Raw genomic sequence first — 12462 nt, forward strand, 5'->3', positions numbered from 1 at the left:
CCATGCCGGGTGCTGGCGTCACATTTTCCCCGATGCTACTGTCCGCCAACTGCAGCGTAACAGGCAGCCAAACAAGACCAACACCAACAAGGAGACGACATGCAACAGCATGCAAAAGGCGGCGTGGCCGCGCGCAACACATTGCTGGCCCTGCTGCTGGCCAGCGGCACGGCACAGGCGGGCACGCTTACCATCGAAAGCTGGCGCGTGGATGACAAGACGCTGTGGGAAACGGTGCTCATCCCCGCCTTCCAGAAAAAGCATCCTGGCATCGACGTCAAGTTCTCGCCCACGGCCCCCACCGAATACGATTCCACCCTGAATGCGCGCCTGAGCGGCGGCACGGCCGGCGACTTGCTGGCTTGCCGCCCGTTCGACGTCTCGCTGGCCCTGTACAAGCGGGGCCAGCTGGAAAAGCTCGACGGCAAGGCCGGCATGGACAACTTCCCCGCCTCGGCCAAGGTGGCGTGGCAGACGGACGATGGCAAGGACACCTTCTGCATGCCGATCGCTTCCGTCATGCATGGCTTCCTGTACAACAAAAAAATCTTCCGCGAACTGAAGCTGCAGCCGCCCGCCACGGAAGAGGAATTCTTCAAGGTGCTGGAAACGGTCAAAAAGAGCGGCAAATATGCGCCGCTGGCGCTGGGCACGGCCGACCAATGGGAAGCGAACCAGGTGATCTTCACCAGCATCGGCGCCAATTACTGGAAGGGCGAGGATGGCCGCAAGGCGCTGATCGCCGGCAAGGCCAAGTTTACCGATCCGCAATTCATCGCCGCCTGGGAATATGAAGCACGGCTGGGCAGCTATCTGTCCAAGGGCGCCAGCGCGCAAACCTATGGCGACAGCCAGAACCAGTTCGCGCTGGGCAAGGCCGCCATCTACCCGTCCGGCTCCTGGGACATCGCCTATTTCAAGCAGGATCCGGAGCTGGAACTGGGCGCCTTCAACCCGCCCGTGCGCAAGGCCGGCGACAAGTGCTATATCTCGGACCACACGGACATCGGCATGAGCGTCAACAAGAAGTCGAAGAACAAGGAAGACGCCTACAAATTCCTCGCCTGGCTCGGTTCGCAGGAATTCGCCGACATCTATACCAACAAGGTGACGGGCTTCTTTTCGCTGTCGAACCATTTGATCTCGATCAAGGACCCGCTGGCCAAGCAGATGAATGGCTGGCGCGCCAGCTGCGCCTCGACCATCCGCCTGAACGCGCAAATCCTCAACCGTGGCGAACCGAGCATGGAAAACGAGCTGTGGAACGTCAACGCCCAGGTCTTGAACGGCAAGCTGGCGCCGAAGGACGCGGCGCGCCAGATCCAGGCCGGCTTTGCCAAGTGGTACAAGCCGCAGCAATAAGCCCCGCCATCCTCCCCGCGCGACCGGTCCGAGCAGTGCGATGCAGCGGCCGGCGGCGCGGTTTTGCCGGCGGCCCCGCCGCCGGTGCTTTTCTTCGTCTGGAGTTTCGCCGTGAAAAAAGCTTTCCCGTGGCACGTGCTCGTGTTCCTGGCCCCGGCGCTGGTCATCTACTCGCTGTTCAGCGCCCTGCCCCTGGCCGATACCCTGCGCCTCGGCCTGTACACGACCGATGAGGGCGGCCAGCACCATTTCGCCGGCCTGGCCAACTACGCCACCATCCTGTTCGACCCGCAATGGTCGCAAAGTTTCTGGAATGCGATGTGGAACAACTGCAAGTTTTTCCTCATCCACATGCTGCTGCAAAACCCCATCGGCCTGCTGCTGGCCACCCTCTTCAGCCTCAAGGGCTTGAAGGGCGAACGCAGCTACCGCACCCTGATCTTCCTGCCCACCCTGCTGTCCGTCGTCATCATCGGCTTCATCTGGCAACTGATTCTGTCGCCGCTGTGGGGCGTGGGCCAGTCGCTGATGGATGGCGTCGGCATCGGCCGCCACTTCGCGCCGTGGCTGGGCCAGGAATCGACGGCCCTGCTGACCATCGCCCTCATTTCCGTTTGGCAATACATCGGCATCCCCATGATGCTGATCTATGCGGCCCTGCTGGCCGTGCCCGAGGAAATCATCGAGGCGGCCCACGCGGAAGGGGCCAGCGCCATGCGCATCTTCTGGCAAATCAAGCTGCCGCTGATCTGGCCCACGCTGGGGCTGGTGACCATCCTCACCTTTGTCGCCAACTTCAATGCCTTCGACCTCGTGTATTCCGTAAAAGGCGCGCTGGCGGGGCCGAACTATGCCACCGACATCCTCGGCACCTTCTTTTACCGCACCTTCTTCGGTTACCAGGCCCAGCTGGGCAGTCCCACCATGGGCGCCGCCGTGGCCACCATGATGTTCCTCGTCATCCTCGCGGGCGTGGGCGTGTATTTTTTTTTCGTGCAGCGCAAGCTGACACGCTACGAACTGTAAGGGCCGCCATGCGCAACGTTTCCACCCGCCCCCTGGGCCGCGCCGCCGTGCATGCGATCCTGGCCGGCTATACCATCATCGCCCTGTTCCCCATCGTCCTGATCCTGATCAACTCGGTCAAGACGCGGGCCGCCATCTTCGACAATCCGCTGGCCCTGCCCACGCCCGCCACCTTTTCCCTCGTGGGCTTTCACAAGGTGCTGGCCAACTCGGACTTCCTGCTGTATTTCGGCAACAGCCTGTTCGTCACCTTGCTGTCGCTGCTGCTGATCGTGCTGTTCGGCGCCATGGCCGCCTGGGCCTTGTCCGAATACACGTTTACGGGCAACCGCCTGCTGACCCTGTACCTGGCGCTGGGCATCATGATCCCCATCCGCCTGGGCACGGTCTCCATCCTGGAACTGGTGGTGCGGCTCGACCTGATCAACACCCTGACGGCGCTGGTGCTGGTCTACACGGCGCAGGGCTTGCCGCTGGCCGTGATGATTCTGTCCGAATTCGTGCGCCAGGTGCCGCGTGAACTGAAGGATGCGGCGCGCTGCGACGGCGTGGGCGAGTTCGCCATCTTCTTCCAGGTGATCCTGCCGCTGATCCGCCCCGCCATCGCCACGGTGGCCGTGTTCACCATGATACCCGCCTGGAACGACCTGTGGTTCCCGCTGATCCTGGCGCCGTCGGACCGCACCAAGACCGTCACGCTGGGCGTGCAGCAATTCATCGGCCAATACGTGACGGACTGGAACTCCGTGCTGGCGGCACTGTCGCTGGCCGTCATTCCCGTGCTCGTCATGTACGTCATTTTCTCTCGTCAACTGATCCGCGGCCTGACGTCCGGCGCGGTCAAATAATAGGTGCGCCATGGCCCATGTAAGCCTGCAACAACTGACCAAATCCTATGACGGCCACAGCAATGTGCTGGCCGGCATCGACCTCGACATCCGCGACGGCGAGTTCGTCGTGCTGGTGGGCCCTTCCGGCTGCGGCAAATCGACCCTGCTGCGCATGCTGTGCGGCCTGGAAAGCATTTCGCAAGGCACCTTGTCCATCGGCGGCAAGGTCGTCAACGACTTGCCGCCGGCCGAACGGGGCATCGCCATGGTCTTCCAGAGCTATGCGCTGTATCCGCACATGAGCGTATTTCGCAACATGGCCTTCGGCCTGAAGATCGCCGGCGCCAGCAAGGACGCCATCGCCCGGCGCGTGCGCCACGCGGCCGCCATCCTGAAGATCGACCACTTGCTGGAACGCCTGCCGCGCGAACTGTCGGGCGGCCAGCGCCAGCGCGTGGCCATCGGCCGCGCCATCGTGCGCGAACCGCAGCTGTTCCTGTTCGACGAGCCGCTGTCCAACCTCGACGCGGCCCTGCGCGTGCAGACGCGGCTGGAAATTGCCAAGCTGCACCGCCAGCTGAACGCCACCATCGTCTACGTCACGCACGACCAGGTCGAGGCGATGACCCTGGGCGACAAGATCGTCGTCATGCATGGCGGCCATATCCAGCAGGCGGGCACGCCGCTCGAGCTGTACCAGCAGCCGGCCAACCGCTTCGTGGCCGGCTTCATCGGCGCGCCGATGATGAATTTCTTCGAGGGCAAGGTCATTGCCGCGCAGGATGATGGCGTGCGCGTGGCGCTGGCCAGCGGCCAGGAAATCACGGCCCTCGTCGATCCGGCCGGCCTGCTGGCGGGCGACGCCGTCACGGTGGGCCTGCGCGCCGAGCACATCCTGGAAAACGGCGCCGGCAGCGCCCGCTTCCGGGGCGTCGTCAGCCTGGTGGAACATCTGGGCGAAGCCAATTTCATCTACCTGACGCTGGACAACGGCCAGGAACTGGTGATACGCGGCGACGGCAACAACCGCGTGCCGCTGGGCCAGCCATTCACGGTCTCGGCCGCCAGCAGCGCCTTCCATCTGTTCGACGCGCAAGGCGTGGCGCGCACGCGGCGCCAGCCCGGCAACCTGGTTTCATCGAAACAGATACTGGCCGCCTGAGCATCGCGCCCAGGCAGTCCCCCGATTGGATCGGCAGCGATCCGGTACGACGTGCCCAAGCACGCATTTTTATAACGACAAGGAGACTCCATGCAACACCCGATCAAGACCTCGCTGGCCCTCGCCTGCACTGTACTGCTGGCCTGCGGCGCGGCCCACGCCAGCGATGCCGAAGGCGAATACCACGGCTACTTCCGCGCCGGCCTCGGCTCGAGCACGGACAGCCGCGGCCCGCAAAGCTGCTACGGCCTGGGCGGCAATACCATGCGCTACCGGCTCGGCAACGAATGCGACACCTATGGCGAGTTCGAATACCAGAAGGAGATGGCCAGGTCGGCCAACGGCGTCAGCTTCGTCGGCCATATCATGGTGGCCGCCTACACGCCCAGCTCCGCCGTCAGCGATGCGGACCTGAGCATGTCGAAGATGTATGTGGAAGCGAAAAACATACCCGCGCTCAATGGCGGCACGGCCTGGATCGGCAAGCGCTACTACATGCGTCCCGACATCCACATGCTGGATCTGCAATACATCAATATGAACGGCACGGGCGGCGGCATCGACCAGTACAAGCTGGGGCCGGGCCGCATCAGCTATGGTTTCTTCAAGGATAACGACAAGCCGGGCAACTCGGCCATCCGGCAAAACCTCGTCTACCAGGGCATCCCGGTCAACCAGGATGGCACGCTGGAAGTGCTGACCACGCTCATCACGCCCGACAAGAAGGACAGCAGCTCGCACAGCGGCTGGCAAGCGACCGTGCTGCACAAGCAGGATAAGGTATGGGGCGGCGCCAATACCTTCGGCATCCAGTACGGCGTCGGGCCGGGCACGGGCGCCGGCGGCCAGTGCTGCGACCGCATGGGCACCACGGGTTCGATCCGCAACGGCAGCGACGTCACGCGTTTGCGCATCTTCAATTCGCTGTGGATACAGCCGACACCGGAATGGAGCGCGGAAATGATCGCCATCGTGCAGCGCGACAAGTCCGACGCCTCGGGCGGCAGCTCGACCTGGACCACCCTGGGCGTGCGCCCCGTGTATGCCGTCAACGACAACTTCAAGCTGCAGTTCGAACTGGGCACGGACCGCGTGACGTCGCCCACGGGCGGCGCCGCGCAGCGCCTGACCAAGCTGACCTTTGCGCCCACCCTGACGGCGGGCAAGGGCTACTGGTCGCGCCCCGAGCTGCGCGCCTTTGTCACTTACGGCAAATGGAACGACGCCGCCACGCCTGCCGTCAACAAGGCCAATGAATCGGGCCCCGTGTACGGCAACGCCACCAGCGGCACCTCGTTCGGCCTGCAAGTGGAGACGTGGTTTTAAGCGCCGGTTTCAAGCCTACAACTTGATATGGCGCAGTGCATGCGCCTGTCGGGCTGCGCGAAATCGCGTGCCGCGCTATGCTGCACGCCATACCGCACACTTCGGAGGTCGCATGCACGCCGCATTTCCACGGGCCGCCGCCGCGCTGGCCCTCGCTTTCGCCAGCATGGCCTGGGCCCGCGATGCCGTCGTCGCGCCCGCCCTGAGCGCGCGCCAGCAGGCGCTGATGGCCACCTTCGTCGGCAGCGCCGCCCAGCCGCGCATCCTGCAGGTGAGCCTCGATGAACTGCATCCGACCCAGCCGGCCATCGGCTACGACCAGGTGTATTACAAGCTGGGACGCTATGCGGCCGAAGAAAAGCACATCGCCGACATCGCCAAGCCGAAGAAATTCGCCGACCTGTGCGAAGCCAATGGCCAGGGCGACGTCCTGTCCGGCACGGCCAATGTGGCCGGCGCCACCCTGGGCGCCCCACCACCCGGCTACCGCTGCAAGGCGGCCGTGGGCAGCCGTCCGGACGACATGAAGACCGTCGTCATCGGCCCGCAAGGCAAACTCTACCTGACAGATGGCCACCACACGTTTTCCACCTTCTGGGAGGCCGATGGCGGACGCAACCACCGGTTGAAAGTCTGGGTCAAGGTCAGCGACAATTTCAGCGCCCTGGACGAATCCGCGTTCTGGACGCGCATGCGCGCGGAAAACAAGGTGTGGCTGAAGGATGGCCGCAACCAGCCCGTCGCGCCGCAGCAGCTGCCGGCCGCCATCGGCCTGCAGTCGCTCGGCGACGACCGCTACCGCGCGCTCGTCTACTTCACGCGCGAAGTCGGCTACGAGCCGCCCGACCACGCCACGGAATTCCTCGAATTCTATTGGGCCGACTGGCTGCGCGGCAAGCCGGCGCTGGACCTGGCGCGCATCGACCTGCTGAACCCCGCCGCGTATGCCAACGCGATTTTGCAGGCGGCGCAGGCCATGGTGGCGCTGCAACCGGCCGATATCGTCAGCGGCGGCAAACGCGCGGCGGACCTGGGCGCGCTGGACGAGGTCGACCATGAAACGCTGGCTGAATTGACGCAGGACAAGGGCAAGCTGCGCTACGCCATCGACTACCGCAAGTCGCTGGGCAGGCAGGGCCGCATGCGAGGGAGCGTGCCGCGGACCTCAGTCCGGCCGTTCCACCAGGTAGCCCTTCCCTTGCAGCTCCGTCAGGTAGCCGTCCGGCCGCAGCAAATCGGCCAGGCGCAAGGTGGCGAAGGTGCTGGCATTGGCCGATAGCGCTTTCTCGGCGGCGGCGATCCACGCCGTCTGAATGCGCGCCTTCACATTCTGCAGCCCCGCGTGCTTGCGGGTGAACTCGGCATTGCGCATGGCGTCGCCGCAGGCGCAGCAACATGATGGTCTTCCTTGTAAAGTTCTCTAAACAATAACATGCCGTTTGCCGCACCGGGGCAGCGCAGGCGCAAAAAAGCCCGCCGGCTCCGTGGAGCGGGCGGGCCCGGATGACGCAGCGGCGCTTACGCGATGCGCTCGCCGTTGGCCGGATCAAACATGGCCGCTTTCGACAGGTTGAACGACAGCTGCATGGTCTGCCCCGGCAGCACCGCTTCGCGCGGGTGCGTACGGCAAGTGACTGCCGCGCCGTTCAGGCGCGTCGTCAGCAGGGTGTCGGGACCGGTCGGCTCGACCAGGTCGATCAGGCAGCCCAGTTCCTGGCCCACGTCGCCGTGCGCGCTGCTCATGTCCGTGATCTGTTCCGGACGCACGCCCAGGATCACCTCGCGGCCAGCATGGCTGCGCAGCTTGTCGGCGGCGAATGGCAGGGCCAGGCGCATGCTCTTGCCCGCGTTCTCGATGGCGACAAACACGTCGTTGCCTTCGATGACAGGCTTGACGGTGATGAAGTTCATCGACGGCGAGCCGATGAATCCTGCCACGAACAGATTGGCCGGATTGTCGTAGATTTCCTGCGGCGTGCCCAGCTGCTGCACCACCCCATCCTTCATGACGGCGATCAAATCGCCCATCGTCATCGCCTCGATCTGGTCATGCGTGACGTAGACGATGGTGGCTTTCAGGCGCTGGTGCAGCAGCTTGATCTCGGCGCGCATTTCCACGCGCAGCTTGGCGTCCAGGTTCGACAGCGGTTCGTCGAACAGGAACAGCGACGGCTTGCGCGAAATGGCGCGGCCCATGGCCACGCGCTGGCGCTGGCCGCCCGACAGCTGCGCCGGACGGCGGTCCAGCAAGTGCGTGATCTGCAGCGTTTCGGCGACGCGGGCGACGATTTCCTCCTGCTCGGCCTTCGGCACTTTTTTCACATTCAGGCCAAAGGCGATGTTCTCGCGCACCGTCATCGACGGGTACAGGGCGTAGGACTGGAACACCATGGCGATGTCGCGGTCCTTCGGCGGCAAGTCGTTGACGACCTTGCCGTCGATGAGGATTTCGCCCGAGGTGACGCTTTCCAGGCCGGCCACCATATTGAGCAAGGTCGATTTGCCGGAGCCGGAGCCGCCGACGAGGATCAGGAACTGGCCATCCTTGATCTCGATGTCGATGCCTTTCAGGACTTCGACGCCATTCGTGTATACCTTGCGGATGCTGCGTATCGATAAACTGGACATATTCTTTCCTTAACCTTTGACTGCGCCTGCGGTCAGGCCGCGCACAAAATAACGGCCTGCGACCAGATAGACCAGCAGGGTCGGCAGCGCGGCAATCACCGCGGCCGCCATGTTGACGTTGTATTCCTTCACGCCCGTGGACGTGTTGACCAGGTTATTCAGGCCCACCGTGATCGGCTGCGAATCGCCGCTGGCGAAGACGATGCCGAACAGGAAGTCGTTCCAGATCTGCGTGAATTGCCAGATGATGCAGACGACGAAAATCGGACCTGAAATCGGCAGCACGATCTTGCGGAAGATCAGGAAGAAGCCGGCGCCGTCGATGCGGGCCGCCTTGATCAGTTCTTCCGGCACGCCGATGTAGTAGTTGCGGAAGAACAGGGTCGTGAAGGCCGTGCCATACACCACGTGCACGAAGACGAGGCCCGTGGTGGTATTGGCCAGGCCGAATTCGCCCAGCAGGCGCGCCATCGGCAGGATCACCACCTGGAACGGGATGAAGCAGCCCACCAGCAAGGCGGCGAACAGCGCTTCGGAACCGCGGAAACGCCAGTGCGCGAACACATAGCCGTTGAAGGCGCCCAGGAAGGTCGATATCAGCACGGCAGGAATCACCATCTTGATCGAGTTCCAGAAGAACGGCTGCATGCCGTCGCAGGTGACGCCCGTGCAGGCCGATGACCAGGCCTTGGACCAGGAATCGAACTGCCACACGTGCGGCAGCGCCAGCAGGTTGCCGCTGCGGATCTCGTCGAGCGACTTGAACGACGTCGACAGGGTCACGTACAGGGGCACGATGTAGTACACCGCGAACAGAATCAGCAGCAGGTATACAACCACCCGTCCGAGGGTGAGCCGGTTATTGCGTGTGTGTGTCATCTCATCGCCTTTGCGCTGCGCGTTTCCAGGTACATCAGCGGCACGAGCACGGCCACGATGGTGGCCAGCATCATCATTGCCGATGCCGAGCCCAGGCCAAGCTGGCCGCGGGTGAAGGAAAACTGGTACATGAAGATGGCCGGTACGGACGACGAGTTGCCAGGTCCGCCAGCCGTCAGTGCGATGACCAGGTCGAAGCTCTTGATGGCGATATGCGCGAGGATCAGCAGCACGCTGAAGAACACGGGACGCATGGCGGGAATCACGATGCGCCAGTAGATCGTCGGCAGGGACGCGCCGTCGACTTGCGCCGCCTTGATGATTTCGTCGTCGATGCCGCGCAGGCCGGCCAGGAACAGGGCCATGACGAAGCCCGACGACTGCCAGACGCCGGCGATCACCACCGTGTAGATGGCCATGTCGGAGTTCACCAGCCAGTCGAAGGTAAACGAGGTCCAGCCCCAGTCGTGCATGACCTTTTCCAGGCCCAGGCTGGGATTGAGCATCCATTTCCAGGCCGTGCCGGTAACGATGAAGGACAGCGCCATCGGATACAGGTAGATGGCGCGCAGCGCGCCTTCGGCGCGGATTTTTTGGTCCAGCAGGATCGCCAGGAACAGGCCGATGGCAATGCTGCAACCGATGAACAGGACACCAAAGATGCCGAGGTTCTTGAGCGAGGTCCACCAGCGCTCATTGTCGAACAGCTCGTAGTATTGCACCAGGCCGGCGAACTCGTAGTTCGGCATCAGCCGCGATTCGGTCAGCGAGAGCCAACCGGTCAGAAAGATAAAACCATAGACGAATACCAGGCTGGCGATGAGCGTCGGGCCCAGCACCATCTGCGGTATCCATCGGTCGAATTGCTTGCGTATGGACATAGGACAGCCGTAGAAGTAAAACTGCGTGTGGCACGCGCCTGGGCGACTGCCAGGGTGCGTGCCTGCGATGCATGCGATGCAGAACGCGCCGGCGGGGACGCCGGCGCTATCGTGATTACTTCACTTTTGCCGCTTTGGCCAGTTCGGCAACGGCGTCTTTCGAGCTCATGTTGGTGTTCATGAACTTGGCGACGACGTCGAACACGGCGCCTTGCGTGGCCGATGGCAGGGCCATGCCGTGGGCGAACGACGGCAGCAGCGCGCCGGTCTTGTTGGTGGCGTCCATGTCGTCCATCGATTTCAGGGCGCAAGCGTCGAACTTGTCCTTGGAAACGCCGGTGCGCACCGGGATGGAACCCTTGTTCAAGTTGAAGATCGACTGGAACTTCGGATTCATGATGGCGTTGGCCAGGGCGATCTGCCCTTTCTTCGCATTCGCATCCTTTTGCGTGAACATGGCAAACGAATCGATGTTGAAGGTGTAGGCTTTTTCGGTGCCTGGCGCGGCCACGCACAGGTAGTCCTTGCCTGGCACCTTGCCGGCGGCCGTGAACTCGCCCTTGGCCCAGTCACCCATGAACTGGAAGCCGGCCTTGTTGTTGATGACCATGGCGGTCGCCAGGTTCCAGTCGCGGCCGGCCGCGTCCTTGTCGATGTAGGTCTTCACCTTGCCCAGGGTGTCGAACACCTTGAGCATGGTCGGGCCGGTCAATTCCTTCTGGTCCAGCTTGAGGATGGCCTTCTTGTAGAATTCCGTGCCGCCCACGCCCAGCGCGACCGATTCAAACACGGTGGCGTCCTGCCATGGCTGGCCGCCGTGGGCAATCGCGATGCCGCCCGATTTCTTGATCTTCTCGGCCGCTTCGAAGAAGGCTGGCCAGGTGGTCGGGGTGGTGGCGACGCCAGCTTTTTTCAGCACTTCCGGATTGACCCACATCCAGTTGACGCGGTGGACGTTGACGGGAGCGGCGACGTAGTGGCCCTTGTATTTCATGATGTCGGCGACGACTTTCGGCAGCACGGCATCCCATTTGCCTGGAATGGCGGCATCATCGATATTGGCCAGCACGCCTTCCGCGCCCCACTCCTGGATCGACGGGCCCTTGATCTGGGCGGCCGTTGGCGGATTGCCGGAAATGACGCGGGTCTTCAGCGCGGTCGCGGCGTTTTCGCCAGCGCCGCCAGCCACGGCGAAGTCTTTCCAGCCGAAGCCGCTTTCTTTCACGATTTGCTGCAACTGGCCCACGGACTTGGCTTCGCCGCCGGACGTCCAGTAGTGCAGCACTTCCACGTCGGTCGCGAATGCGCTGCCAGCGAATGCCAGGGTGGTCAGTGCGGCCAGTTGGGTAATCTTGAATTTCAGTTTCATCTCCACATTCCTTTTTTGATCAAGCTTTTAGGGGGCTTCGGCATACGGGGGCCGAAAAAGGTGAAAAATGCGCCTGTGCCGGCGCTCTTGTGCTCAGACCCGCTTGCAAACGGGCATCATCTTCAGTGAAAAGACGGCGCCGTGATCCATGACATAGTCATAACACGATTTATATCACGGGACGGCGCCAAAAACGCATCCGCGAAGGATGCGCCAGGTTGATCTGCATTTAAAACCAAATAAACCCCGGACAAAACCGTCGCGGAGGGCTGTGATGCGTGGCCGCGAAGCGCAGCCGTGCTGGACAAGGGGGTACCCAGCCGGTGCGCATCGCAGGCCGCATTCACGGCGCGCGACAGCCTGGATCCGTGTGTTTAGAACCAGGTTTCCACTTGGAAACCGTACGAGGTGCCGCTGGTATTGTTGTTGTAGATCGGGCCGCCGTTGTTCGACGCATTGACCGAAGCGGTGGCCGCATCGTTCCATTTGCCGTAGGTCACGAAGGCGCGCAGCTCGGGACGCGACCACAGGCCAGGGCCGGCCGAGATCGTCGGCGCGATGGTCAGCTTGGTCAGGCGCTTGGCCGGCAGGCCGCCCGCTTGCGTCACGCGGTCCGTGCCCAGTTCCGTCACCAGCTTGAAGTTGTTGGTGAAGGCGTACACAGGACGCACGCCGATCGAGGTCCAGGTCGAGGAACCGGTGACGTTCGACTCGTCTTTTTGCCACAGGGCGACGAATTCCATGCCGAAGTTTTCCATCGGCTGGATCGCCATGTCATTGAAGATGCGCGTGCGCTTGCGGTCCGAACCGTAGGAAGTGCTGCCCGAGGCGCCCATCTGGCCGTTGCCGTCGCCGCCGATGCCGGGGCCGACGCCATATTGCACGCCGAAGGTGTTGCCGCCGCCGAAGACTTTGCCTTGACGGTGGAATGCCGACAGTTGCCAGCCGTTATGTTTCGGGCCGTAGATGTCGTTGTCCTTGCCTTCGGCCGTGATGATG

At 63.0% G+C, this 12462-nt stretch carries 11 protein-coding genes; 6 read left to right on the forward strand and 5 right to left on the reverse strand.

Features of this window, described 5'->3' with window-relative positions:
* Window positions 1–99: 99 nt before the first annotated feature.
* The 6 genes from O0880_RS15585 to O0880_RS15610 all read left to right on the forward strand — a co-directional run bounded on the left by O0880_RS15585 (window position 100) and on the right by O0880_RS15610 (window position 6985).
* Window positions 100–1362, forward strand: a complete 1263-nt coding sequence (locus O0880_RS15585) for an ABC transporter substrate-binding protein (protein WP_071324160.1) — start codon at window positions 100–102, stop codon at window positions 1360–1362.
* A 111-nt stretch (window positions 1363–1473) separates the two neighbouring features.
* Window positions 1474–2388 carry a sugar ABC transporter permease gene (locus O0880_RS15590; protein WP_289887252.1) on the forward strand — a complete coding sequence of 305 codons (915 nt, stop codon included), beginning with the start codon at window positions 1474–1476 and terminating at the stop codon, window positions 2386–2388.
* An 8-nt stretch (window positions 2389–2396) separates the two neighbouring features.
* On the forward strand, window positions 2397–3236 hold the full coding sequence (locus O0880_RS15595; RefSeq protein WP_071324161.1) for a carbohydrate ABC transporter permease: 840 nt from the start codon (window positions 2397–2399) through the stop codon (window positions 3234–3236).
* 10 nt (window positions 3237–3246) lie between these two features.
* Window positions 3247–4380 (forward strand): sn-glycerol-3-phosphate ABC transporter ATP-binding protein UgpC, encoded by a 1134-nt coding sequence (gene ugpC / locus O0880_RS15600; RefSeq protein WP_289887253.1) that lies wholly within the window; start codon window positions 3247–3249, stop codon window positions 4378–4380.
* A gap of 90 nt (window positions 4381–4470) precedes the next feature.
* Window positions 4471–5706, forward strand: coding sequence for a carbohydrate porin (locus O0880_RS15605; RefSeq protein WP_289887254.1), 1236 nt, complete (start codon window positions 4471–4473; stop codon window positions 5704–5706).
* Window positions 5707–5818: 112 nt separating this feature from the next.
* The gene (locus tag O0880_RS15610) at window positions 5819–6985 is read left to right on the forward strand and encodes a ParB/Srx family N-terminal domain-containing protein (protein WP_289887255.1); all 1167 of its coding nucleotides are present in this window, start codon (window positions 5819–5821) and stop codon (window positions 6983–6985) included.
* Between the two features lie 239 nt (window positions 6986–7224).
* On the opposite strand, the gene ugpC (O0880_RS15615) is transcribed toward O0880_RS15610, so the two are convergent.
* From ugpC (O0880_RS15615) to O0880_RS15635, 5 genes are all read right to left on the reverse strand, one after another.
* On the reverse strand, window positions 7225–8334 hold the full coding sequence (gene ugpC / locus O0880_RS15615; protein WP_289887256.1) for a sn-glycerol-3-phosphate ABC transporter ATP-binding protein UgpC: 1110 nt from the start codon (window positions 8332–8334) through the stop codon (window positions 7225–7227).
* A gap of 9 nt (window positions 8335–8343) precedes the next feature.
* On the reverse strand, window positions 8344–9213 hold the full coding sequence (locus tag O0880_RS15620) for a carbohydrate ABC transporter permease (RefSeq protein ID WP_071324167.1): 870 nt from the start codon (window positions 9211–9213) through the stop codon (window positions 8344–8346).
* A complete protein-coding gene (locus tag O0880_RS15625) occupies window positions 9210–10094 on the reverse strand; it encodes a sugar ABC transporter permease (protein ID WP_034777935.1) in 885 nt (294 codons plus the stop codon). Before O0880_RS15625 ends, O0880_RS15620 begins: the two co-directional genes overlap by 4 nt.
* Window positions 10095–10209: 115 nt before the next feature.
* The gene (locus tag O0880_RS15630; RefSeq protein WP_289887257.1) at window positions 10210–11463 is read right to left on the reverse strand and encodes an ABC transporter substrate-binding protein; all 1254 of its coding nucleotides are present in this window, start codon (window positions 11461–11463) and stop codon (window positions 10210–10212) included.
* Window positions 11464–11837: 374 nt separating this feature from the next.
* The coding region (locus O0880_RS15635; protein ID WP_289887258.1) for a carbohydrate porin at window positions 11838–12462 on the reverse strand (625 nt) is incomplete at its 5' end.

This window comes from Janthinobacterium sp. SUN118 (assembly GCF_030397695.1).
GTDB lineage: Bacteria > Pseudomonadota > Gammaproteobacteria > Burkholderiales > Burkholderiaceae_D > Janthinobacterium.

Bases quoted from the DNA above. Each gene is read 5' to 3' on its own strand.
- O0880_RS15585 (WP_071324160.1), top strand. From the start codon at position 100: ATGCAACAGCATGCAAAAGGCGGCGTGGCCGCGCGCAACACATTGCTG.
- O0880_RS15595 (WP_071324161.1), top strand. From the start codon at position 2,397: ATGCGCAACGTTTCCACCCGCCCCCTGGGCCGCGCCGCCGTGCATGCG.
- ugpC (WP_289887253.1), top strand. From the start codon at position 3,247: ATGGCCCATGTAAGCCTGCAACAACTGACCAAATCCTATGACGGCCAC.
- O0880_RS15605 (WP_289887254.1), top strand. From the start codon at position 4,471: ATGCAACACCCGATCAAGACCTCGCTGGCCCTCGCCTGCACTGTACTG.
- O0880_RS15610 (WP_289887255.1), top strand. From the start codon at position 5,819: ATGCACGCCGCATTTCCACGGGCCGCCGCCGCGCTGGCCCTCGCTTTC.
- ugpC (WP_289887256.1), bottom strand. From the start codon at position 8,334: ATGTCCAGTTTATCGATACGCAGCATCCGCAAGGTATACACGAATGGC.
- O0880_RS15620 (WP_071324167.1), bottom strand. From the start codon at position 9,213: ATGACACACACACGCAATAACCGGCTCACCCTCGGACGGGTGGTTGTA.
- O0880_RS15625 (WP_034777935.1), bottom strand. From the start codon at position 10,094: ATGTCCATACGCAAGCAATTCGACCGATGGATACCGCAGATGGTGCTG.
- O0880_RS15630 (WP_289887257.1), bottom strand. From the start codon at position 11,463: ATGAAACTGAAATTCAAGATTACCCAACTGGCCGCACTGACCACCCTG.